Source organism: Aeromonas sp. FDAARGOS 1406, from assembly GCF_019048565.1.
GTDB lineage: Bacteria > Pseudomonadota > Gammaproteobacteria > Enterobacterales > Aeromonadaceae > Aeromonas > Aeromonas caviae.
In genome coordinates this window covers 1,942,638-1,965,157 of record NZ_CP077378.1, presented here as the reverse complement: position 1 = coordinate 1,965,157, position 22,520 = coordinate 1,942,638, and the positions used below count along the sequence as shown (strand labels likewise).

Here is a 22,520-nt window from a genome sequence, read left to right as displayed (position 1 = left end):
TACACCAGAGTGCCCAAAAATGCTTAAATTGCGCTCTATATGTCTCTTTTGTGCTCAAAACCCGCAGAGGGGGGAACATGGCCCGGGCTCGCGTCTGCCCCTGCCGTCAGGATTCGCTTTTTGGGAGCCGTTTTGGCAATGGCGTGGCGGGTTTCGCAATTTGGCAAGGCGGGGCCTGGGCCTCCGCCAGCCTCAGGCGGGCAGATCCGGCTCGCTGACCGGGGCCGACATCTGGGTCTCTATCTGCAGGTGGGTGGAGAGCAGGGTCTTCAGATCCTGCAGGTACTCCTCTAAAGGGGGCTCGTCCAGCAGCAGGGCAAGCTCGTTGCCGATGGGGGTGAGCCGGTAATAGAGCAGGGTGAGGTTGCTCTGGCGTTGGCGCAAACGCCAGCGCTGGTTGCCAAAGGCCAGCTCGACCCCGTCGGCGGGCAGGGGACCGGATTCGAGCTCGCCACGGTGCAGCAGCCCGAGATCACACAGCAGCAGCAGGGCGCTGTAGGGCACCCGGTATTTGCCGAGCCCCATCCGGGTGACCTTGGCGCGACTGAGCAGGCTGGCCCCCTTGTGCATGCCCAGCAGCAGACGCTGCTCGTCGCTGCCCTCGTAGTGGCAGGAGAGGGCGCAGATGCGCTGGAACAGCTGGGCTTCGCGCTGGGTCATCTCCTTGAGGGTGTTGAGGGCACGGATGGAGAAGCGGCCCGGGGTGGCGACTTCCAGGGCGAAGATGCGGCCCCACAACTGCTGCATGGGGGTCATGCTGATGTCTTCGGCCAGTTGCAGGAAGCGGGTAAGCCAGTCGCTGTCTATCTCGCCGCCGGCGGCGGTCTCTTCGCAGTGGCGCGCGGCCATCACCATGATGGATTCCAGATTGCGCTGGCGGGTAGCCTGCTCCGCCAACTGGCGGAAGGTGGCGCGCTGCTCGAAGGTGCTGTCGCTGTTGCGGGTGAGCATGCCATCGATGCCGCGGCTGCGGGCCAGGCGCAGGGTCTGCTCCTGGCTGCTCAGGATGGAACTCTCTTTCTTGGGGGGCAGGTCAGCCATGCTGGCTCCGTGATGGCAAGGTCTGGTAGTGAATGTTACTCCAACCAGATCCATGAACAATCCCTTTGCCGGGGTCGTCACGGGATAAAAAATGGCCTCCCGGGGGAGGCCATCAGGGGCTCACTCTTCGTAGACGCTGACCTCGACCGCGTCCATGGAGTAGGAAGCGGTGGCCATCTCGTGGCTGGAGCTGACGGTGTGCATCTTGCCCTTGACCCAGATGGCGTCCCAGAGGTCATCCACCGGCGCCCCCTTGGGGTAGCTCACGTAGATTACCTGGTTGGTGGGCGGGGGCGGCACGTGAATGCAGGCGCCGAAGTAGGGGACCAGCAGGAAGGCGGTGATGGTCTTGGCATCCCCTTCCAGGGGCACCACGAACCCGGGGATCCGCACCTCCTGATTGTCCAGCTTCTTGTTGACGCCCCCCACCGGCTGCGGCACCGAGGAGAAGTCGCCATCATGGCTGACCTGGGGCGGTGGCAGCAGTTTTTCCCCCTCCGGGATGAGGATATCCCAGTCGATGGTCTTGTAATCTGCGGCCATGGCAGGCAGCACCAGCAGGCTGGCCAGCAGCGCCACTATTTTCCACTTCATCATCTGTTCTTCTCTCTTGGTCGGATGCGTCGGGTCAGACGCGAATGCTCATGCCGTCGCTCAGGCTGTAGCGGTAAGCGCGGGCGGCAGGCAGCAGCCCGATCACCATGCCCGCCAGCCAGACCAGGCCCAGCAGTTGCCACTCATAGGCGCTCGGCAGACCCAGGCTCATTTGCAGGCCATAGTGGCTGAGCAGCCAGGGGCTAGCAAGCCCCTGACCGAGATAGAGCGCGGCCACCCCGAGGGCGATGCCCGCCGTGGTGAGCGCCATCGCCTCCAGCGCCAGCAGCAGGAAGAGGTGGGCAGGTCCCGCCCCCAGGGAGCGCAGAATGGCGAGCTCGCGGCGCCGCTCGTTGAGGCCGGCGAGCAGGGTGGTCAGCATGCCGATGAGGCCCGCCACCACCACGAAGCCCGCGATCACCGACAGGGCGGTCTCCGCCACGCTCATCAGCCCCCAGAGCTCCTGCAGGGCGGCTCCCGGCAGGATGGCCATCAGGGGCTCCCTGGGATAGGTGTTGACGCTGCGCTGCAACTGGAACGCCAGGATCCGGTTGCTCAGCCCCACCATGAAGGCGGTGATGGTCTTGGGGGTGAGATCCAGCGCCATCGCCTGTTCCGGGGTCACGTTCTTGCTGTGACGACCGGTGTCCCAGCCCAGGTGGATCGCCTCTATGCCCGCCAGCGGCACATGAATGGTGCGATCGATGGGGGTGCCGGTGGGGGCCAGGATCCCCACCACCTTGAACGGCATGTTGTCGTGCTGGCTGAACGAGGTGTTGCCGGCGCCATGGGCGATGACGATGGATTGATCCAGGTGATAGCCGAGCTTTTCGGCCACCTGGGCACCCAGCACCGCTTCAAACGGTGTTTCGAAGGGGCGACCTTCGCGCAGGACGAGCGCCTGCTGCTGGCCGTACTTCAGGTGGGTGAAGTAGTCCCCATTGGTGCCGAGCACGCGAAACCCCTTGTGGGAGTCGCCAAGGGAGAGGGGGATGGTCCAGGCGATATCGGGCCTGGCCTTGATGGCCTGGTAGGAGTCCCAGCCCACGTTGTTGGTGGGGTTGCCGATGCGAAACACCGAATAGAGCAGCAGGTTCACCTGACCGGAGCGGGCGCCGACGATGAGATCGGTGCCCGAGACGGTGTTGGCGAAGCTGTCCCGTGCCTGACTGCGCACCCGCTCCACCCCGAGCAGCAGGGTGACGCTGATGGCGACGGCCAGCAGGGTGAGCCCGGCGGTGAGGCGACGGGCCCAGAGACTTTGCAGGGCGAGTTTCAGCATGAGAGCCTCCGCAGTGAAGGGGAGATGGCCGGACGGGCTGCGAAATGATGGCGTGTGGTCATGCCGCCCTCCGGTTGAGCTGTTGCAGGTTCTCCACCCGGGGGAAGAGGGGCTCCAGATAGGGATCGTGACTGACGAAGACCAGGGTAGATCCCTGCTTGTCACACTCCTCGAACAGCAGCCGGATGAAGGCGGCCCGGTTGTCGGTGTCCAGGGCCGAGGTGGGCTCGTCGGCTATCACCAGAGGAGGGGAGCCTATCAGGGCGCGGGCGGCGGCGACTCGCTGCTGCTGGCCGATGCTGAGGGCGTGGACGGGGTGATGGAGCGCCTCATCCGGCAGTTGCAGTTCTGCCAGCAGGCGGCGCGCCTCCTGCTCGGGGCTCCCTGTCAGGCGGGCCCGCTTGGCGGGTGAAAAGGTGAGGGCAGCGGTGACGTTGTCCTGCACCGAGAGAAACGGCAGCAGATTGAACTGCTGGAAGATGTACCCCAGATTGGCCGCCCGGAACTGGTCACGGGCGCGGCCGGAAAGCCGGGCCAGGGGCTGGCCCAGCACTTCCAGGGTGCCGTGGTTGGCGGTCTGGATACCGGCCAGCAACCCAAGCAGGGTGGACTTGCCACAACCCGATGGGCCCTTGATGAAGACGCGCTCACCCTCGTGGATGCGAAGGGCGGGCAGATCGAGGACGGCTTCGTGACCCGGCCAGGCAAAGGCCAGATCACGGATCTCAACCACGGCATGTTTCATGGTGTTACCAGCCCAGTTTGTTGGCGGACGGAGTCAGTTCGGCGGCGGTCTGGCCGGTGGGCAGTATGCCCTGCACGCTCAGCTTCTCCAGGCTCGGGTAGAGGCTGAACAGGGTGGCCTCGAGACCGGTGAGCTTGGCCGGGGTAGCGCAGGTGTAGGTGTACATGGCTCCCATGTCCGCATGGCCCGCGTCGTCGTGATGGTGTTCATCGTGAGCGCCATCAGCCTTGTCGTGCTCGTGCTCGTGCTCGTGCTCATGGTCATGATCTTCCTTGGCGGCCTGCAGCTCCTGCTGGGTCAGCTTGCAGCCGGCGGCCGGGTCGAAACGGAAGAGGGCGTCGGGCTGCTGGAGGCGGGCCACCGCCTTGGCATACTGCGCTTTCTCCTCATCGGTGTTGGCGGCATGCTCGAAGCCCACCAGATCGGCGGCAGGGGCCTGCAACTCGATCATCAGCTGGTTGCCGTCGAGTACCAGGTTGAGGTGGCCGTGACCGTGCTCATGGGCACCGTGGCTGTGGCTTTCGTGTTCGTCGTGATGGGCCTGGGCGCCGAAGGCGGCAGCGGCCAGCAACAGGGTGACTGCTTTCATCGTTAATCCTTTTGAATAAATAGAGAAAAGATTGGTTCAAAAAAAGAAACAATGAAGGGGCGGCGGGGCGCGGATACGGCGATGTCCCGTGGTGCCGGTGGCCGCCCTCGGTTGGGGAGTGCCGATATACCGGTCGATGCCAAAGGAGAGGGAAGGGAGAACGGGGGTCGGCGTCAGTGCCAGCTTGCCATCCAGATGCAGGACGCAGAAGGTGCAGGCATGACCGTGATCGGGCAGGGCAGCTTCAAGAGGGTGCTGTGCCAGCGCCGGTTGCATCCACAACCAGCCCAGCAGCAACACCCAGATTGTCAGTGTGGAACGACCCATAGACCCTTGTGGAAAGGGCGCCATCAGCGCCCTTCTCTCTGATTCAGAGATGGGACTGGATGAGCCCCATCACCTTGGTTATCTCGGCGGCATCGAGCTGGCCATCTTTGGCAAACAGCACCTTGCCCTCTTTATCCAGCAGTATGATGGCCGAACTTTCCGGGGTGAGCGCCCAGGCGTTGCGGGCCATCCCCTTGGCATCCAGCACCATGGCGGACCAGGGGAACTCTTTCTTGCTGTCCTCGGCACTGCTCTTCACGAAACCGGACGTGCCCCAGATGGCGTCATTGCTGTTGATGATGGTGACGGTCTGGTACTTGTCGTGGGGCAGCTTGGCCGCCTTGATCGCCTCGATCATGGGGGCATTGAGCTCCTTGGCGCTGGAGCGACCCGCGATGTGCTGGATCAGGAAGACCTTGCCGGTCAGGACCTTGCTCTGCCAGGGCTGATAGCTGATCTCCTTCTCCTTGAGCACCAGCTCCCCCTTGTCGCTGATGTTGACCAGCGGCACCTGGGTTGATTCCTTGATGTTGTGGGCCATGACCAGGGTTGGCAGCAGCGCCAGAGTAAGCACTAGATGTTTCATCCGGATGACACTCCTTTGTGATGTTATAACGATTTTTGGGTCGAGGGAATGGGACCCTGAACATCCTAAACTGATCGGATCTGTTTAAAAAGTGTTAAATAATGCAGGGTGCGACGGTGATCTTGTCAACATGGTCGCCATCCCCCCAATGACGGCGGCAAGGATGGCATGTCATCCATCAAAAGCAAGTGATGGTCAGAAGAGGCTAGTAGAGCGGTTCGCTGATCAAGGGAATCTGGGCCATGGTCATCTGCTGGGCCAGCAGGGGAGAACCGGTGAGCAGCACGTGGCGCTGATTGCCGATCACCAGGGTGTCTCCCTCAAGGCCGCTGTCGGCCGTGATGGCGAGCCAGGCCGGCGAGACGCTGCCGATGCTGATGTTCGGATAGATGATGCTGAGGCTGTACTGGGGCGCCAGCTCCGCCAGCAGACTGGCCATGAGCAGCGCCTTCTCGTCGCTGTCGGCCTTGTTGTCCTGCAGGGCCTGCAAGGGCGGAGCGAAGTGGTCCATTTGCTCGGGGGGGGTGGGGATGCCGCTCAGCCACTCCTGCAGCAGGGTGACGCTGGTGGCGAGATCCTTGGCCGAAAACTGCTGTGCCAGGGGTTTGAGGTCTCCCTTGAACTGATAGAACAGCTGGGAGTAGTTGGGGCGCACACAGGGCAGCTTCTGATTGGCCGGGTGAACGCAGGGCTGGACCCGCATCTCGTAGAAGGCGTCCTCCTGATATTGCCGGTAGGCCTGCCAGAACTGGGCGGATTCGAGGCTGCTGTCGTGCAGGGTAAAGGCCTGTTCCAGGTTGCGGAACTTGGTGGCCGTCTCCGGGCTGTGCTGGTTGATCTGGTTGATGCTGTTGTAGAGGCGTGGACTGATGTAGGAGTAGAGTGTTTCCAGCGGGAAGTTGAGGGCGGTGTCGAGCTGTGTCATCTCGTGACGGCTGGCTGAAAAGGTGCGCTCATCCGCCGTCAATTGCAGGTGCTTTTGCTGACCATCTGCAGATTGCCACTGCCAGCTCAGGTTGATCTCGTTGGCCTGCGCCATGGTGCCGAAGAGCAGACTGCACAGAAAGCCTTGTGCCAGTTTCATGGTGCGCCTCCGCCTGGGTTGATAATAAACAACTAGGTGAGTGACCGGCATTTGGATTGGTCTGGTGACAGATATATTGGTAATTATCTGATCTGACTTTAAATTTAATTCAGGAAATAAGTCATGGGGGAAATCATCATGAAGCTTGTTTCACGGTTTCTGCTGATATTGGTGGCCACGCCGGCGCTGGCGGGGCAGGTCATCGTCAATCAGGGATTGTCCAGCGCGGATACCTTCGCCCTGCGGGATCAGCTGGCCCGGGAGCATGAATGGCAGGAGTGGCTGCGATTCCAGCAGGCCATCAAGTGGCTGGAGGTGCTGCCGGTCAACTGCGATCTGGTGGGAGGTGCCGGTCAGGAATATCGCTGCGGCGATGACTATTACCGCCCCTATCGGCAAAATGGGCGCGACCTCTATATCCAGGGGGATCCCCCCGGAGCGTCCCCGCAACGACCAATAAAAAAGGCGCCATAAGGCGCCTTTTTTGCGAGGAATACGCTTATTTTGCAGCGTAACGCTCGGCAGAGGTCTTGATTTCGGCTTCGGCAGCGGCCTTGTCGCCCCAACCTTCCACCTTGACCCACTTGCCCGCTTCCAGCTCTTTGTAGCGCTCGAAGAAGTGCTGGATCTGGGCTTTCAGCAGCTCGGGCAGATCGTTCACATCCTGGATGTGATCGTACTGCTTGGTCAGCTTGGAGTGGGGTACGGCCACGATCTTGGCGTCTTCGCCAGATTCGTCGGTCATCTTCAGCACGCCGACCGGGCGGCAGCGGATGACGGAGCCGGCCAGCAGCGGGTAGGGAGTCGGAACCAGCACGTCGACCGGATCCCCGTCCAGGGACAGGGTGGCGTTCACGTAACCGTAGTTGCACGGGTAGAACATCGGGGTGGACATGAAACGGTCAACGAAGATGGCGCCGCTGTCCTTGTCGACTTCGTATTTGATCGGGTCGGCGTTCTGCGGGATTTCGATGATGACGTAGATGTCGTCAGGCAGGCTCTTGCCGGCCGGTACCAGGTTCAGGCTCATGACGTTTCCTTTGAGTGTTGGAGTCAAGTTTGCAGGCCGACATTATAGCGATGTCCCGTCAAATGACCATATTTCAAGGGCCGGGTGGCGTGCTGGAGGATGGCTTTTACCCGCGCTTGCCCGATTTCTGTCGTCTGCGGGCGCCGATGCCTTCGCTCCCCATGGGCGCGGCTTGTGCCACCGGGTCAACAGACCCTAGAATGCGCACTCCCTTTACTGGAAAAGGCAGCGGTATGCACATTCACATTCTCGGGATCTGCGGCACCTTCATGGGTGGTCTGGCGGTGTTGGCAAAACAGCTTGGCTATCGGGTGACCGGCTCCGACGCCAACGTCTATCCCCCCATGAGCACCCAGCTCGAGCAACAGGGCATCGAACTGACCGAAGGCTACGACCCCTCCCAGCTCGATCCGGCGCCGGATCTGGTGGTGATCGGCAATGCCATGAGCCGTGGCAACCCCTGTGTGGAATATGTGCTGGACCGCAATCTGCCCTATATCTCCGGCCCTCAGTGGCTGCTGGAGCACGTGCTGAAGGATCGCTGGGTGCTGGCCGTCGCGGGCACCCATGGCAAGACCACCACCGCCAGCATGCTGGCCTGGGTGCTGGAGTATGCCAAGCTGGAACCCGGTTTCCTCATCGGCGGCGTGCCGGGCAACTTCCCGGTTTCCGCCCGTCTCGGCTCGGCTCCTTTCTTTGTGATTGAAGCGGACGAATATGACTGCGCCTTCTTCGACAAGCGATCCAAGTTTGTCCACTACCACCCGCGCACCCTGGTGATGAACAACCTGGAGTTCGACCACGCCGACATCTTCCCGGATCTCGCCGCCATCCAGCGCCAGTTCCACCACCTGATGCGCACCGTGCCGAGCAACGGCCGGGTGCTCTTCCCCAAAGGTGATGACAACCTTACCGCCGTGCGCGAGATGGGCTGCTGGAGCGAGGTGGAGCTGGTGGGCCAGGACGACGCCAAGTGGAAGGCGGTGAAGCTGGCCGATGACGGCTCCGCCTTCGAGGTGTGGCTGGATGGCGTGAAACAGGGGGAGGTGCACTGGGAGTGCATCGGCGAGCACAACATCAACAACGGTCTGATGGCCATCGCCGCCGCCCGTCATGCCGGTGTCATGGTGGAGCACGGGATCAACGCCCTCTGCCAGTTCAAGTCCCCCAAGCGGCGCATGGAGCTGAAAGGGGAAGTGGCCGGCATCAGCGTCTATGACGACTTCGCCCACCACCCCACCGCCATCGAGACCACCCTGGGCGGCCTGCGCGCCAAGGTGGGCAAGGCCCGCATCATGGCGGTGCTGGAGCCCCGCTCCAACACCATGAAGCTCGGGGTTCACAAGGAGGAACTGGCCGGTTGCTTCGACGGTGCCGACGAGGTGTTCTTCTTCCAGCCCCCCAACATCGGCTGGGATCTGGGGGAGGTGACGGCCCACATGACCCGGCCTGCCCGGGTATTCGAGGCCCTTGATGCCCTGATTGGCGCCCTGGTGGCCGAGAGCCGCCCAGGGGATCATATTCTGATCATGAGCAACGGCGGCTTCGGCGGCATTCACGACAAGCTGATCGCCCGCCTGAAGGAGCTGCAGAGCGCATCATGAACAAGGCCATCACCCTGGCGCTGACCGGCGCCTCCGGCGCTCCCTATGCCCTGCGCCTTCTGGAATGCCTGGTGCAGGCGGACTATCGGATCTTCCTGCTCGCCTCCTCGGCGGCCAGGGTTGTGCTCAAGACCGAGCAACAGCAGGATTGGCCGGGCTCCCCCAGGGAGCTGTCGGCGTACCTCTGTCGCCATTATGGTGCCAAAGAGGGTCAGATCGTCGCCTGCGGCAAGGAGGAGTGGTTCTCGCCGGTGGCCTCCGGCTCGGCGGCCCCCAAACAGATGGTGGTCTGCCCCTGCTCCATGGGCACCGTCTCGGCCATTGCCAACGGCACCTCGGACAACCTGCTGGAGCGGGCGGCGGACGTGGTGATCAAGGAGCGCGGCCAGCTCATCCTGGTGCCCCGGGAGAGCCCCTTCTCGGCGATCCATCTGGAGAACATGCTCAAGCTTGCCCGTCTTGGCGTGACCATCATGCCGGCGGCGCCAGGGTTCTACCATGAACCCAAAAGCATCGAGGATCTGGTGGACTTCATGGTCGCCCGCATCCTCGATCATCTGGGTGTCGAGCATGAGTTGACCAGTCGCTGGGGTTATGCCAACCACTGATACGGTGGGGAGCGGACAAAAAAGCGGCGCCGGGCTGTAAAGCCCGGCGCCGCTTTGTCAACATCTGCACGAGTCAGCTGGCCTGGATGGGGGCCGTCACGTACTTGAACAGGAAGTCTGTCACCTCTTCCCGGCTCGGACGCTGCGGCTGATTGATCATCTGCATCATCACATAGCCAAAACCGGTCAGGGAGCGGGCCAGATCCTGCGCCGACAGCACGCTCTGGATCTCGCCGTTGTCGATGGCCCGTTGCAGGTGGGGGGCAATGCGTTCCAGCGCCTTGTCCAGCAGCCGGGTGTAGCGAGGCCACACTTCTTCCCGCACCGAGGAGCTCCACTCCAGCCAGATGCTGGCGTGATCGGGCTTGTCATAGGCGGCGTCAACGAACAGCTTCACGTGGCGGTGAATGCTCTCCCTGGCGGAGCCCTGACCGTTGTAGGCCTGTTCGAGGATCTGCTGTACGAAGGCTTCGATTTCTGTCAGCACTTCGTCGACCAGATCTTCACGAGTATTGAAATAGTTAAAAACGGTCGCAACCGAGACCTTTGCCTGTTCGGCTATCTCGGCATGCCCCGCACGGCCGATGCCGCGACGGGAAAATACCTCGACGGCACACTCCATCAATTGATCACGGCGAGCCTCCGGCGAAAGCCGGGTTCGACGTCTTATTTCTGCGCGTGGTTCCATAGTTTTTTCATCTAATAGTTATTGATTATGGTGTTTATAGTATTGTCACCGATAATGCCCGAAGGCTTGCTAACTCTATCAATTAAAATAAGCCGATAAAAGCATCACGTATGCCTGACGCCCACTGGTTGGAGTGGTAGAATCCTCGGTTTTGACGTTAATGAACGGCCAATAACCCTTTGGTCATTATTGGAGTATGTGATGAAACACATTGTCGAGGTGATGATCCCCGAGGCCGAGGTTGCAGCCCGGATCGCCACGCTGGGTGAAGAGATTACCGCCCGTTACCAGGGCTCCGAGGAAGTGGTCATGATCGGCCTGTTGCGCGGCTCCTGCGTCTTCCTGGCGGATCTCTGCCGTCAGTGCCAGTTGCCCATCACCCTGGACTTTATGACTGCCTCCAGCTATGGCTCCGGCATGCACAGTACCCGTGACGTGCGCATCCTCAAGGATCTGGATGACGACATCAAAGGCAAGGACGTGGTGATCGTGGAGGACATCATCGACACCGGTTACACCCTCAACAAGGTGCGCGAGATCCTCTCTCTGCGCGAGCCGAAATCCCTGGCCATCTGCACCCTGCTGGACAAACCGTCCCGCCGCGAGGTTCAGGTGCCGGTGGACTGGCTTGGCTTCTCTATCCCGGACGAGTTCGTGGTGGGCTGTGGCATTGACTACGCCCAGAAGTACCGTAACCTGCCCTTCATCGGCAAGGTCGTACCGCAAGAGTAAGCCGGGTCCGAAGTAGCAAGGCAGGCTGGCCGGCCCGCCATCGACTGTCTTCAGGCGGCGTCACAGCCGCCTTTTCTGTCTCGAGATGGGCTCATCCATCACAGGGGTTGCAATGAACGCATTGGAAATCAGCGGTCTGAAGAAGACCTATCAGGGGGGCGTCGAAGCCCTCAAGGGCATCGATCTCACCGTCAAACAGGGGGATTTCTTCGCCCTGCTCGGTCCCAACGGGGCGGGCAAATCCACCACCATCGGCGTGATCAGCTCACTGGTCAACAAGAGTGCCGGCCAGGTGAAGGTATTCGGTCATGACATCGATACCGATCTGGAGCTGGCCAAGTCCCAGCTCGGCCTGGTGCCCCAGGAGTTCAACTTCAGCCAGTTCGAGAAGGTGAGCCAGATAGTGACTCACCAGGCCGGTTTCTATGGAGTGCCGCGGGCCGAGGCCAAGGTGCGCGCCGAGAAGTACCTGCGCCAGCTCGATCTGTGGGACAAGCGCGACATGGCGGCTCGCACTCTCTCCGGTGGCATGAAGCGCCGATTGATGATCGCCCGCGCCCTGATGCATGAGCCCAAGCTGCTGATCCTGGATGAGCCGACCGCCGGGGTGGACATCGAGATCCGCCGTTCCATGTGGAGTTTCCTCAAGGATCTCAACGAGCAGGGGGTGACCATCATCCTGACCACCCACTACCTGGAAGAGGCCGAGATGCTGTGCCGCAACATCGGCATCATCGACAAGGGCCGTCTCATCGAGAACACCAGCATGAAGAGCCTGCTCGGCAAGCTGGGTCGCGAGACCTTCCTGCTGGATCTGGTGCCGGGCTCCATCGTACCGGCCCTGCCCGAGTTCAACGGCCGGATGCAGGATGAGAACACCCTGGAAGTGGAACTGGAGAAGAGCCAGTCCCTCAACAGCCTGTTCGAGCAGCTCTCCGCCCAGGGGGTGAAGGTGCTCAGCATGCGCAACAAGGCGAACCGGCTGGAAGAGCTGTTCGTCAATCTGGTAGAGGAGGGTCGCAAAGCATGAACCCCATGACCTATTACATCGCCTTCAAGAGCATTCTGGCCAAGGAAGTGAGCCGTTTCACCCGGATCTGGATCCAGACCCTGGTGCCGCCCGCCATCACCATGAGCCTCTACTTCGTCATCTTCGGCAACCTCATCGGCTCGCGCATCGGTGACATGGGTGGCTTCAGCTACATGGAGTTCATCGTGCCCGGCCTCATCATGATGTCGGTCATCACCAATTCCTACTCCAACGTCGCCTCCTCCTTCTACAGCGCCAAGTTCCAGCGCAACGTGGAGGAGCTGCTGGTGGCGCCGGTGCCCAACTACATCATCATCGCGGGGTATGTGGGCGGTGGCGTGGCGCGCGGCCTCTGTGTCGGCCTCATCGTCACCCTGGTGTCGCTGTTCTTCGTGCCGCTGCAGATCCATCACCTGTTCAGCGTCTGCGTGACCGTGCTGCTCACCTCCATCCTCTTCTCCCTGGGGGGGCTCATCAACGCGGTGTTCGCGAAGTCGTTCGATGACATCAGCATCATCCCGACCTTCATCCTGACTCCCCTGACCTATCTGGGGGGCGTCTTCTACTCCATCACCCTGCTACCGCCGTTCTGGCAGGGGGTCTCCCAGGTGAACCCCATCATCTACATGGTGAACGCGTTCCGCTACGGCTTCCTCGGGATCTCCGACGTGCCCCTCGGCACCGCCTATCTCATCATCATCGGCTTCATCCTGGTGCTCTACGGGATGGCCTGGTGGCTCATCTCCCGCGGCACCGGTCTGCGCCACTGAGGCGCACACCCGCCAGCAAAAAGGCGCCCTCGGGCGCCTTTTTATTTGCACATGTCGGTCTCAGAGGGCCGGGGCATCGTAGTCTGAGGGCTCGTCGCTGTAGACGCAGACGTTCCACTTGGCCGCGAGGCCATCATCCGCGAGGCAGTAGCGCTCGAAGAAGGCCTTGATACCGGCGCGCTGGCAGTGGGCCTCGAAGCTCGCCATGTCGCGCCAGATCTCGTTGAAGACGATGGGGAAGCTCTCCCCCTCAGCAAAGGGGCTATGGATATGGCGGGTGACGATGTACTGCAGGCAGCCATCTTCACGCAGGGTGTCGGGTTCGAGCCCTTGCAGGACGCGGAACAGGGCCTGCTCCTGGCCCGGCTTGGGCTGGAACTGGGCGATGCAGTAAACCTTCTTGGACATCGTGGTCTCCTTGCCGTGTCTCAACCCCGCAGGGCGACGACTCGGTTGTCGATGAGGCGGGCCTTGCCCAGATAGGCGGCCATCAGGATCACCAGGCGCTGGCTCTCGGCGCTGGCGGATTCCAGGGTGTCGGCATCGACGATGTCGATGGCATCCGTCCTGAATCCCGCGTTGTCGAGGCGTTGGCTGGCCTGGGCAACCAGGGAGGGGAGGTGACTGTTCCCCGCTTCAATCTGCTCGGCAATCCAGTTCATGGTGCGCGCGAGCTCGGGGGCAATGGCCCGTTCGGCAGCGGTCAGATAGCCGTTGCGCGAAGAGAGGGCAAGCCCGTCTTCGGCCCGCACGGTCGGCACGCCCACGATCTCGATGGGCATGGCCATGTCGGCCACCATCTTACGAATGAGCGCGAGCTGCTGGTAATCCTTCTCGCCAAAGCAGGCCACGTTCGGCTGTACCAGATTGAACAGCTTGGTGACCACGGTGCTGACCCCGCGAAAATGCCCCGGGCGCAGCGCCCCTTCCAGCAGGCTGGAGATGCCGGGCACCTCGACGAAGGTCTGGCTGGCGAGCCCCTGGGGATACATGATCTCCGGCGTCGGGGTGAAGACCAGGTCGACACCGGCGGCCTCCAGGGCGGCGCAATCCTGCTCCAGGGTGCGGGGGTAGTTGGCGAGATCCTCGGCCTTGTCGAACTGCAAGGGGTTCACAAAGATGCTGACCACCACCTTGTCGCCATGGCGGCGGGCCTCCTCGACCAGGGTGAGATGACCCTGATGCAGATTGCCCATGGTGGGCACGAATGCGATGGCGCGGCCTTCGCGATGCCATTGACCGATCTGCTCGCGCAGCGCGGCGGGATTGTTCACAACCAACATCGTCAGTTCACCTTCAGATGAATCAATAAAAGAGGGGGTCGTCAGGGGGGAGGGCGAGACGGGGGCACAGACCCCCGCGCTCATGACGACAGAAAGTCAGTTGAAGCAGTGCTCGGGGCCGGGGAAGGTCCCCTCGCTCACCTGCTTCACATAGAGACGAATGGCGGCACGCATGTCACCGGTCTCGGCCAGGAAGTTCTTGGTGAACTTGGGCACATAACCCGAGGTGATGCCGAAGGCATCGTGCATCACCAGGATCTGGCCGTCGGTGGCAGGGCCGGCACCGATGCCGATCACCGGAATGCGCAGCGCCTTGGTGATGCGCTCTGCCAGAGAGACGGGCACGCACTCGAGCACCAGCAACTGGATGCCGGCCGCCTGCAGCTCCAGCGCCTGGCGGTAGATCTCCTGGGCGTGGAACTCGTCGCGCCCCTGCACCTTGAAGCCGCCAAACACGTGGACGGATTGCGGGGTCAGGCCGAGATGGCCGCACACCGGCACCCCGTTGCGGGTCAGGTGGCGGATGGAGTCGCACAGCCAGTCCCCCCCTTCCATCTTCACCATGCGGGCACCGGCCGCCATCAGGCGCGCCGCGTTCTGGTAGGTCTGCTCCGGGGTGGCGTAGCTCATGAACGGCATGTCGGTCACCACCAGGGCATTGGTGGTGCCGCGCACCACGCAGCGGGTGTGATAGACCATCTCGTCCATGCTGACCGCCAGGGTGTCGTCTCCGCCCTGCAATACCATGCCGAGGGAGTCGCCGATGAGCAGCACCTGGGCGCCCTCGTCGTCGAACAGCTTGGCGAAGGTGGCGTCATAGGCGGTGATGGCGGTGATTTTCTGTCCGTCCTGCTTCATCTTCTGCAGGTGGGTAATGGTGATCTTGCTCATTACGTTGTTCCTACTCTTCTCTACTCGCCTGCTGCACCGGCCAGGATCGCGAGTCCATTGCGCGGGCAGCGGGCAACCAGTTCGGTGAGCGGGGTGCCGCAGGGCAGCACCAGGGAGGGGGCTATCTCGGCAAGGGGCAGCAGGACGAACTCCCGCTCCTTCATGCCATAGTGAGGCACAGTCAGGCGCTCATGTCGGATGACCTCGTCACCGTACAGCAGCAGATCGAGATCCAGGGTCCGGGGGCCCCAGCGCTCATCTTTGCGCACTCGCCCCTGTGCCTGCTCGATGCGCTGCAGCTCGTCCAGAAGCGCCAGAGGGCTGAGGCGAGTGGCAAGGCGCGCCACGGCATTGATGTAGTCCGGCTGATCCGCAGGGCCCATGGGGCGGCTGCCGTAAAGGTGGGAGGTCTGCAGCAGCTCGGACTCAGGCAGGGTCGCCAGCGCGGCGATGGCGCGACGAGCCTGGCCGAGGGGGTCGGCCAGGTTGGAGCCGATGGCGACGAAGACCTCGATCATCGGCGGATCCTTACTCTGCCGACTTCGGCTTGCGGCGGCGGGGGCGACGGCGGTTGCGGCCATTGCCGCTGCGCTTCTCGCCATCGTTGCTGCGGGCCTCACCGGCCTGACCGCGCTCACCGCTTGCCGGGCGGCGGGTCGCCTCCCGTTGCAGTTGCGGGCGCACATCCGGGTTGGAGGCCACATAGCGCTCCCACCAGCTCGCCAGCTCGCCGAGGCCGCGCTCGACCCGGTTGCGCAGCAACAGGAAGTCGAAGGCCGCACGGAATTTCGGGTGCTCCATGGCGCGCTCGGGGTGCTTGCCCTGGCGGCGGGTCAGGCGCTGCTGCAGGGCCCAGATGTCGCGCACGTCCGTGGTGAAGCGGCGCGGCACGGCGATGATCCTCACCTGGTTGTCGAGCACCTCGTTGATGGCCAGCATGAAGGCATCGTACCAGGGCAGACCGCTCTCGTTTTCCAGCACGCGGCCGCGGGCCTCGACGGCGCCCCACAGCAGGGTGGCGTAGAGGAAGGCGGGAGTGACGCGCTTCTCTTCACGGACCCGGGTATCGGTGTCCATCAGCGCCTGCTCGATGAACTGCTCGTAGGGCGAGTTGCCGTGGGGCGTGAACAGGGCGGCTACCTGGGGGAACAGCGGCTGGAACAGCCCGTATTCCCGCAGCAGCTTGTAGGTGGCCAGACCGTCCCCCGCCAGGAACAACTTGAGGGTCTCCTCGAACAGGCGGGCGGCCGGGATGTCCTGCAGCAGCGGGGCCAGCTCCCGGATGGGCGCGGCGGTGCGCGGGCTGATGGTCATGTCGAGCTTGGCGGCGAAGCGCACGGCACGCAGCATCCGCACCGGATCTTCCCGGTAGCGGGTCTCGGGGTCGCCGATGAGCTCCAGTCTACGCGCGGCCAGGTCTTCCAGCCCACCCTCGAAATCGTGCAGGGTGAAATCCTTGGCGCTGTAGTAGAGAGCGTTGACGGTAAAGTCGCGACGCTCGGCATCCTCTTCGATGGTGCCGTAGACGTTGTCCCGCAGCAGCATGCCTTCATCGGACTGGGCCGACACATGCTTGCTGGTATTGACCTGATGGTGGTGACCCCGGAAGGTGGCCACTTCGATCACGTCACGACCAAAGACGATGTGGGCCAGGCGGAAACGGCGGCCAATCAGGCGGCAGTTGCTGAACAGCGCCTTGATCTGCTCCGGCGTCGCGTCGGTGGCGATGTCGAAATCCTTGGGGGTCTTCCCGAGCAGCAGGTCACGGACGCCGCCGCCGACCAGGTAGGCCTCATAGCCCCCCTTGTTCAGGCGATAGAGCACCTTGAGGGCATTCTCGCTGATCTCTTTGCGCGAAATCGGGTGCTGGTCACGGCTCAAGGTACGGCGCTGTCCGGCGACACGGGCCGGAATAGGGGACTCCACCGACTGCTCGCCGTCTTCCTTGCCGAGCACTTTGCGGCAAAAGTTTGCGATCTGGGAAAAAATGGTACACCTCGTTATGACTTCAAATTGACGGGAGGCCAAAAAAATAGCGGCCTATCATAGCTCAGCCCCAACCAAATGAGAAACGGTGTGGCCTGCTTCCCCTTGATTGGTCCCTTTGGGGCAAGAAATGCAGCCGGGGCTAGCTTTGCCCTTGCGGGATCTTCTGCTGGCGGGGCACCCGGGCCAGCTGCCAGTGGGCGATGCCCCAGCCGATGATCTCGTCGATCCGGCTCGCCATCAGCTCGGGCGGCGGGCACTGACCGAGAAAGTGCAGCGCCTGCCACAGGGCCGGTCGTACCTCGTCCTGCGACAGCGCCGGCGCATGGTTCTGCTTGGAGAGCTTGTTGCCATCCGCTTGCACCGCCAGCGGCAAGTGCACCCAGGCGGGCACCTCTGCCCCCAGGGTCTGGTAGAGGGCAATCTGGCGCACCGTGGGTTCCAGCAGATCGGCGCCACGGACGATCTCGGTGATGCCGCTGTCAATGTCATCCACCACCACCGCCAGGTTGTAGGCGTAGAGCCCGTCCCGGCGGCGCACGATGAAGTCCTCCTCCGCCAGCGCCGCGGGGACGGTGATCTCTCCCTGCAGCGCATCCTCGAACCGATAGACCGGGTGGTGCTGGCGCAAACGGGCGGCACACCCCTCGGCGGTCAGCCCCAGGGTGCGGCAATGACCGTTGTAGAACCCCCCTGAGGCCATGATTTCGCGTCGGGTACAGCGGCACCAGTAGAGAGCCCCGGCCCGATAGAGCTGATCGATGATCTCGTCATAGCGGCCATGGCGCGCGCTCTGGAACATCACCTCCCCATCCCAGCCAAGACCGTGTGCCTCCAGGGTGGTGAGGATAAGGTCAGCCGCTCCCGGCATCTCCCGCGGGGGGTCGATGTCTTCGATGCGCACCAGCCAGCGTCCCTGCTGTGCCCTGGCCTGCAAGAAGCTGCCAAGGGCGGCGACCAGGGATCCGAAGTGGAGCGGACCGGACGGTGAGGGGGCGAAGCGGCCCATATAGGGGCGTCGGGAGGGGGGGGATGTCATGACCATGGCAATTCGGGTAGGCGATGCATTGAGGCTGCATTCTGGGACGGCCCGACCAAAAGCTCAATAAAAAAGGGAGCCTGGGCTCCCTTTTCGTTCCTGTGGATGGGCGGCATCAGCCAGCCATCTGTTTTTCCTTGATCTCGGCCAGCGTCTTGCAGTCCACGCAGAGGTCTGCGGTCGGACGGGCTTCCAGACGGCGGATGCCGATCTCGATGCCGCAATGCTCGCAGTAACCGAAGTCATCTTCTTCGAGCAGCAGCAAGGTTTTCTCGATCTTCTTGATCAGCTTGCGTTCACGGTCGCGGGTGCGCAGTTCGAGAGCAAACTCTTCTTCTTGCGCGGCGCGATCCACGGGATCCGGGAAGTTGGCAGCCTCATCCTTCATGTGGTCGACGGTGCGGTCAACTTCCTGCATCAGTTGGTTGCGCCAGGCTCCCAGGATCTTGCGAAAATGTACCTTCTGTTGGTCATTCATGTACTCCTCACCGGCTTTCATCTGGTAAGGCTCTACACCCGCAATGGCCAGGGGGCCCAGAGATTTCCTGTTTTCGCCTGTTGGCATGCCCTGTCTCCTAATTCAGCACGCTACCCGTGCCATCCATAAATTGAGGGCGACATCTATAGCAGAAGGGTCAACGGGAGGCAAACAAGCCTTATCAATAATGTTACCCACTTCTGCATTTATTCTCTGCCCTCGGGTAGCATATGGTCAGATTCAAATGGGATAAAATCCTGAGCCACCATGCCCTGCACCCCAACATGGGGGCGATAGCATAAAATTTCAACCCCTGCCGCCATCGCCTGTTCAACAAGCTGACTATAGTGCGGATCGATATGGGCTGCAGGGCGCATTCTCGCGATGCCGGAGTGCAATACCATGAACAGCAGCACGGCCCGGTGCCCTGCCGCCTTCATGGCCATCAATTCACGCAAGTGCTTGGCGCCGCGGGTGGTGACCGCATCGGGGAAGTACCCCATGCCGGGTTGCTCCCGCTCGTCGAGCAGGGTGACGGATTTCACCTCGATGTAACAATCCGGCCTGTTGTCATCTTCCAGCAGCAGGTCGATGCGGCTGTTCTCTTCCCCGTATTTCACTTCGGTGCGCAGCCTGGCATAACCTGCCAGGGGGGAGAGAGCGCCCTGTTCGATGAGCTCCCGGGCGATCTGGTTGGCACGGGCCGTGTTGACGCAGATGAAGTGACCCGCCGGGCTCTCGGCGATTTCCCAACTGTTTGGCAGCTTGCGCTTGGGGTTGTCGGATGTGGAGTACCAGACCCGGGTGCCCGGCAGGGCGCAGCCGGTCATGGCACCTGTATTGGCGCAGTGGATGGTGATCACCTCGCCGTTGTTGAGCGCGACATCCGTCAGGAAGCGCTTGTAGCGTGAGATCAGCTGCCCGGACTGCAGGGGGGGATCGAAGATCATGGGGTGAGCTCCTCGCGGTGCGGTTCTTTGACGCGGGCCCGCAGGGGCCAGCAGGCGAGCGGTTCGTAGTGGACACCGTCCGGCGTGCTGACGGATTGATAGAGGCAGAAGCGATCGGCCCTGAGCAGAAAATCCGGCGCAGGCAGCTCGCCGGGGGCCTCGCCCGCCTTGCGCGACAGGGTGACGTGGGGGCGATAGCCCTGCTCGCCGTTGCCCAGCCCGAGTTTTTCACCGTGGCGGCGCAGTGCCCTCGCGAGCACGGTCAGCTCGTTCGGCCACTCACCGGGCCCCACCCAGGCGGCTTTGGCGCGCTGAAACCAGCCGGTCTGATCCAGATGGACGCTGAAAGGGGGGCAGTGCTGTCGCTCGGCGGCCGCGATCAGGCGAGCCTGGGTCGTTTCGTCGGTCTCCCCGAGAAAGGCCAGGGTCAGGTGCAGGTTGCTCTCGGGTACCGGCTGGCCGGGCCAGGGGCGCTGGTCTCGCCAGGTCGCAAGCTCGGGGGCAAGCTCTGGCAGGGGCAGGGCAAAGAAGAGTTTGGGCATGCGGCGTGTTGGTCCTCGTGATGGGCATCGGATAAGGGCCATTCTATGGCAGCCGCTCCCGGGATGTCTTGCCGTGTTGCACCTGACGCTTCCTGCCCCTGCCCGGCAGGGGCGCTTACGATGGCCGGGAGGCTGTGGCAGAATGGACCCCTTTTCAGAAGTGTCACAGAAGGTGCCCATCGCTTTGTCTTCCCTCCCCATCGTCCCGGTGTTGCCCGAACTCTTTGCAGCCCTCGACAACCATACCAGCGTGATCCTGCAGGCGCCCCCCGGCGCTGGCAAATCGACCCTGCTGCCCCTGGAGCTGGTGCGCCAGCACCGGCTGCCCGGGCGCATCATCATGCTGGAGCCCAGGCGCCTCGCGGCGCGCAACATCGCGAGCTTCCTCGCGCGTCAGCTGGGGGAGAAGGTGGGCGAGCGCATCGGCCTGCGAGTGCGCGGGGAGAGCCGCACCAGCAGCCAGACCCGGCTCGAGATCGTGACCGAGGGGGTGCTGACCCGGATGCTGCAGCAGGATCCTGAGCTCACCGGCGTGTCGCTCGTCATCTTTGACGAGTTCCACGAGCGCAGCCTGCACGCCGATACCGCGCTGGCCTTCGCCATCGAAAGCCAGCAGGGGTTGCGCGATGATCTCAAGCTGCTGGTGATGTCCGCCACCCTGGATGGCATGGCCCTGGAGCGCCTGCTGCCAGGTGCCCCCGTGGTGCGCTCCGAGGGGCGCGGCTTTCCCATCGAGTACCACTATCGCCCCGCCAATCGCCAGCAGTGGCTGGAGCCCCAGGTTGGCGCCGTGGTGCTGGAGGCGCTCGCCAGTCAGGCTGGCAGTGCCCTGGTGTTCCTGCCGGGACAGGGGGAGATAGAGCGGCTGGCACAGTGGCTGGAAGGGCGGTTGCCAGGGGATGTGACCCTGGCTCCCCTCTATGGCCGTCTTGACCTCGCGGCCCAGCAAGCGGCCATCGAGCCTGCGCCTGCGGGTCGTCGCAAGCTGGTGCTCACCACCAACGTGGCGGAGACCTCCCTCACCATCGAGGGGATCTCCGTGGTCATCGACAGCGGGCTGGAGCGGCGGGCCACCTTCGATATCAAGAGCGGCGTCACCCGGCTGGAGACCCGGCCCATCGCCAAAGCCTCCGCCACCCAGCGGGCGGGGCGGGCAGGGCGGCTTGGCCCCGGCGTCTGCTACCGGCTCTGGAGCAGCGAGGTGCAGGAGCGCCTCGCCGAGCAGAGTCCCCCCGACATCCTGACGCAAGAGCTCACCGGCCTGCTGATGGACGCCGCCCAGTGGGGGGCCCGGGTGGAGGCGCTGCCCCTGCTGGACATGCCGCCCCCTGCCGCCGTGGCCAGCGCCCGGCGGTTGCTGGTGGCCCTGGGCGCCATGGCCCCGGAGGGTGAGCAACAACTTACCCCGGCAGGCCTTGCCATGGCGGCCTTCGGCACCCATCCCCGCCTCGCCCGCATGTTGCTGCGGTCCCGGGAGCTGGAATCCGAGGGTCTGACAGGGATTGTCGCCGATGCGGCTTTCCTGGTGGCGCTGCTGGAAGAAGATCTGCGAGGATCGGAGCGCTTGTCCGTGTTGTTCCACCGCCGTCAGGGCGCCCTGCGCCAGGGAGCGGCCCGCTGGTTCGAGCGGCTCGGTGTACGGGCAAGCAGCCCGCAGGGTCAATGGCTGGGGTTGCTGTGCGCCCTCGCCTGGCCCGATCGGATCGGCAAGCTGCGCAGTGGCAGCCGCTATCAGCTCAGTGGCGGGGTGAGCTGCGATCTGGTAGAAGGGCATCCCTGCCAGGGGCAGGGGGCCATCGTGGCCGTCGAAATGGGTCAGAACGAGCGCGGCAGCCGCATTTTCATCGCCGAGCCGGTGGCGCTGGATGAACTGGTGCGCCAGCTGCCCGAGCTGGTCGGCGAGCGCCAGTGGTTCGACTGGGACGATCGGGAGGAACGGGTGCGTGCGGAGCGCCAGCAGGTGCTCGGCGAGCTGGTGCTCGGCCAGCGGCCGCTGACGGATCTCTCCGATGAACAGAAGGGGCGCTGCCTGCTGCAGGGCATCCGGCGCAAGGGGCTGCACGTGCTGCCCTGGGACGAAAGCAGCGAGGGGCTGCTGGCCCGCTTGCGCTGCGCCCGCGACTGGCTGCCCGACGAAGCCTGGCCCGCCATGGATGAGGAGAGCCTGCTGGCCGACCTCGAGCAGTGGCTGCTGCCGGCGGTGAGCGGCATGACCCGGCTGGAGCAGTTGAAGCGGCTCGACATGAGCGACATCCTGCGCCAGTCTCTGCCCTGGCCCTTGCCAAGGCGGCTGGACGAGGCGCTGCCGAGCCACTTCACCGCACCGACCGGCAGCCGGGTACGGATCCGCTACCAGCCGGGTCAGGCGCCGGCGATCCCGGTGCGCATCCAGGAGATGTTCGGGCTGGGCGCTACCCCATGCGTGGCCGATGGCCGGGTGCCCCTGGTGGTGGAGCTGCTCTCCCCGGCCCAGCGCCCCTTGCAGATCACCGCGGATCTCGCCGCCTTCTGGGCGGGATCCTATGAGCAGGTGAAAAAAGAGATGAAGGGGCGCTACCCCCGTCACTACTGGCCGGACAACCCGCTGGAGGCGCTGCCGACCCGGGTGACCAAGAAGAAGATGGGATTGCAGGAGTAGCCG

General features: G+C 63.2%; 26 protein-coding genes. 7 read left to right on the top strand and 19 right to left on the bottom strand.

What is annotated here, in order from left to right; translation table 11 throughout:
* Positions 1-192: 192 nt before the first annotated feature.
* The 8 genes from I6L36_RS09190 to I6L36_RS09155 form a co-directional block, all read right to left on the bottom strand.
* Positions 193-1,041 (bottom strand): TIGR03899 family protein, encoded by an 849-nt coding sequence (locus I6L36_RS09190; protein ID WP_069784204.1) that lies wholly within the window; start codon positions 1,039-1,041, stop codon positions 193-195.
* Positions 1,042-1,161: 120 nt separating this feature from the next.
* Complete coding sequence (locus I6L36_RS09185; protein ID WP_010675589.1) at positions 1,162-1,638, bottom strand: DUF3299 domain-containing protein; 477 nt, start codon at positions 1,636-1,638, stop codon at positions 1,162-1,164.
* Between the two features lie 31 nt (positions 1,639-1,669).
* Positions 1,670-2,917: an ABC transporter permease gene (locus I6L36_RS09180; protein WP_109113075.1), complete on the bottom strand. Its 1,248-nt coding sequence runs from the start codon at positions 2,915-2,917 to the stop codon at positions 1,670-1,672.
* Between the two features lie 58 nt (positions 2,918-2,975).
* Positions 2,976-3,662 (bottom strand): ABC transporter ATP-binding protein, encoded by a 687-nt coding sequence (locus I6L36_RS09175; protein ID WP_201957025.1) that lies wholly within the window; start codon positions 3,660-3,662, stop codon positions 2,976-2,978.
* Positions 3,663-3,666: 4 nt separating this feature from the next.
* Complete coding sequence (locus I6L36_RS09170) at positions 3,667-4,251, bottom strand: DUF2796 domain-containing protein (protein WP_183148895.1); 585 nt, start codon at positions 4,249-4,251, stop codon at positions 3,667-3,669.
* A gap of 36 nt (positions 4,252-4,287) precedes the next feature.
* A complete protein-coding gene (locus I6L36_RS09165; protein WP_109112833.1) occupies positions 4,288-4,578 on the bottom strand; it encodes a hypothetical protein in 291 nt (96 codons plus the stop codon).
* A gap of 43 nt (positions 4,579-4,621) precedes the next feature.
* On the bottom strand, positions 4,622-5,164 hold the full coding sequence (locus I6L36_RS09160) for a YtfJ family protein (RefSeq protein WP_010675585.1): 543 nt from the start codon (positions 5,162-5,164) through the stop codon (positions 4,622-4,624).
* A 205-nt stretch (positions 5,165-5,369) separates the two neighbouring features.
* Positions 5,370-6,248: a hypothetical protein gene (locus tag I6L36_RS09155; RefSeq protein ID WP_010675584.1), complete on the bottom strand. Its 879-nt coding sequence runs from the start codon at positions 6,246-6,248 to the stop codon at positions 5,370-5,372.
* A 123-nt stretch (positions 6,249-6,371) separates the two neighbouring features.
* Between I6L36_RS09155 and I6L36_RS09150 the strand changes: the two genes are divergently transcribed.
* Entirely contained in the window at positions 6,372-6,722 is a 351-nt protein-coding gene (locus I6L36_RS09150; protein WP_010675583.1) for a hypothetical protein, read from the top strand.
* Between the two features lie 25 nt (positions 6,723-6,747).
* On the opposite strand, the gene ppa is transcribed toward I6L36_RS09150, so the two are convergent.
* Positions 6,748-7,278, bottom strand: a complete 531-nt coding sequence (gene ppa, locus I6L36_RS09145) for an inorganic diphosphatase (RefSeq protein WP_005335667.1) — start codon at positions 7,276-7,278, stop codon at positions 6,748-6,750.
* A gap of 233 nt (positions 7,279-7,511) precedes the next feature.
* Between ppa and mpl the strand changes: the two genes are divergently transcribed.
* Together mpl and I6L36_RS09135 are read left to right on the top strand one after the other, a co-directional pair.
* On the top strand, positions 7,512-8,882 hold the full coding sequence (gene mpl, locus I6L36_RS09140; RefSeq protein ID WP_104452300.1) for a UDP-N-acetylmuramate:L-alanyl-gamma-D-glutamyl-meso-diaminopimelate ligase: 1,371 nt from the start codon (positions 7,512-7,514) through the stop codon (positions 8,880-8,882).
* The gene (locus tag I6L36_RS09135; RefSeq protein ID WP_104452301.1) at positions 8,879-9,490 is read left to right on the top strand and encodes a flavin prenyltransferase UbiX; all 612 of its coding nucleotides are present in this window, start codon (positions 8,879-8,881) and stop codon (positions 9,488-9,490) included. The genes mpl and I6L36_RS09135 overlap by 4 nt, the downstream gene beginning before the upstream one ends.
* Positions 9,491-9,563: 73 nt before the next feature.
* Here I6L36_RS09135 and I6L36_RS09130 read toward each other — a convergent pair whose 3' ends face one another.
* Positions 9,564-10,178, bottom strand: a complete 615-nt coding sequence (locus I6L36_RS09130; RefSeq protein ID WP_029314803.1) for a TetR/AcrR family transcriptional regulator — start codon at positions 10,176-10,178, stop codon at positions 9,564-9,566.
* 201 nt (positions 10,179-10,379) lie between these two features.
* Between I6L36_RS09130 and hpt the strand changes: the two genes are divergently transcribed.
* The 3 genes from hpt to I6L36_RS09115 all read left to right on the top strand — a co-directional run bounded on the left by hpt (position 10,380) and on the right by I6L36_RS09115 (position 12,710).
* A complete protein-coding gene (hpt, locus tag I6L36_RS09125) occupies positions 10,380-10,910 on the top strand; it encodes a hypoxanthine phosphoribosyltransferase (protein WP_010675579.1) in 531 nt (176 codons plus the stop codon).
* 112 nt (positions 10,911-11,022) lie between these two features.
* Positions 11,023-11,940, top strand: coding sequence for an ABC transporter ATP-binding protein (locus I6L36_RS09120; RefSeq protein WP_109112834.1), 918 nt, complete (start codon positions 11,023-11,025; stop codon positions 11,938-11,940).
* Entirely contained in the window at positions 11,937-12,710 is a 774-nt protein-coding gene (locus I6L36_RS09115) for an ABC transporter permease (protein WP_010675577.1), read from the top strand. Before I6L36_RS09120 ends, I6L36_RS09115 begins: the two co-directional genes overlap by 4 nt.
* Before the next feature lie 60 nt (positions 12,711-12,770).
* On the opposite strand, the gene I6L36_RS09110 is transcribed toward I6L36_RS09115, so the two are convergent.
* The 9 genes from I6L36_RS09110 to thpR all read right to left on the bottom strand — a co-directional run bounded on the left by I6L36_RS09110 (position 12,771) and on the right by thpR (position 19,879).
* Positions 12,771-13,118: a putative quinol monooxygenase gene (locus I6L36_RS09110; RefSeq protein WP_109112835.1), complete on the bottom strand. Its 348-nt coding sequence runs from the start codon at positions 13,116-13,118 to the stop codon at positions 12,771-12,773.
* Positions 13,119-13,138: 20 nt separating this feature from the next.
* Positions 13,139-13,993, bottom strand: a complete 855-nt coding sequence (gene panC, locus I6L36_RS09105; protein WP_010675575.1) for a pantoate--beta-alanine ligase — start codon at positions 13,991-13,993, stop codon at positions 13,139-13,141.
* A 96-nt stretch (positions 13,994-14,089) separates the two neighbouring features.
* Entirely contained in the window at positions 14,090-14,884 is a 795-nt protein-coding gene (gene panB / locus I6L36_RS09100; protein WP_103858011.1) for a 3-methyl-2-oxobutanoate hydroxymethyltransferase, read from the bottom strand.
* A 20-nt stretch (positions 14,885-14,904) separates the two neighbouring features.
* The gene (gene folK, locus I6L36_RS09095) at positions 14,905-15,402 is read right to left on the bottom strand and encodes a 2-amino-4-hydroxy-6-hydroxymethyldihydropteridine diphosphokinase (protein WP_045521936.1); all 498 of its coding nucleotides are present in this window, start codon (positions 15,400-15,402) and stop codon (positions 14,905-14,907) included.
* A gap of 10 nt (positions 15,403-15,412) precedes the next feature.
* A complete protein-coding gene (gene pcnB / locus I6L36_RS09090; protein WP_052815237.1) occupies positions 15,413-16,912 on the bottom strand; it encodes a polynucleotide adenylyltransferase PcnB in 1,500 nt (499 codons plus the stop codon).
* A 100-nt stretch (positions 16,913-17,012) separates the two neighbouring features.
* The gene (gluQRS, locus tag I6L36_RS09085) at positions 17,013-17,915 is read right to left on the bottom strand and encodes a tRNA glutamyl-Q(34) synthetase GluQRS (protein ID WP_109113001.1); all 903 of its coding nucleotides are present in this window, start codon (positions 17,913-17,915) and stop codon (positions 17,013-17,015) included.
* Between the two features lie 109 nt (positions 17,916-18,024).
* Positions 18,025-18,474, bottom strand: a complete 450-nt coding sequence (gene dksA / locus I6L36_RS09080; protein ID WP_029314801.1) for an RNA polymerase-binding protein DksA — start codon at positions 18,472-18,474, stop codon at positions 18,025-18,027.
* Positions 18,475-18,593: 119 nt separating this feature from the next.
* The gene (gene sfsA / locus I6L36_RS09075) at positions 18,594-19,337 is read right to left on the bottom strand and encodes a DNA/RNA nuclease SfsA (RefSeq protein WP_109113002.1); all 744 of its coding nucleotides are present in this window, start codon (positions 19,335-19,337) and stop codon (positions 18,594-18,596) included.
* On the bottom strand, positions 19,334-19,879 hold the full coding sequence (gene thpR / locus I6L36_RS09070; protein WP_109113003.1) for an RNA 2',3'-cyclic phosphodiesterase: 546 nt from the start codon (positions 19,877-19,879) through the stop codon (positions 19,334-19,336). The genes sfsA and thpR overlap by 4 nt, the downstream gene beginning before the upstream one ends.
* A 184-nt stretch (positions 19,880-20,063) precedes the next feature.
* On the opposite strand from thpR, the gene hrpB reads away from it, so the two are divergent.
* A complete protein-coding gene (gene hrpB / locus I6L36_RS09065) occupies positions 20,064-22,517 on the top strand; it encodes an ATP-dependent helicase HrpB (RefSeq protein ID WP_134997659.1) in 2,454 nt (817 codons plus the stop codon).
* Positions 22,518-22,520 lie beyond the last annotated feature (3 nt).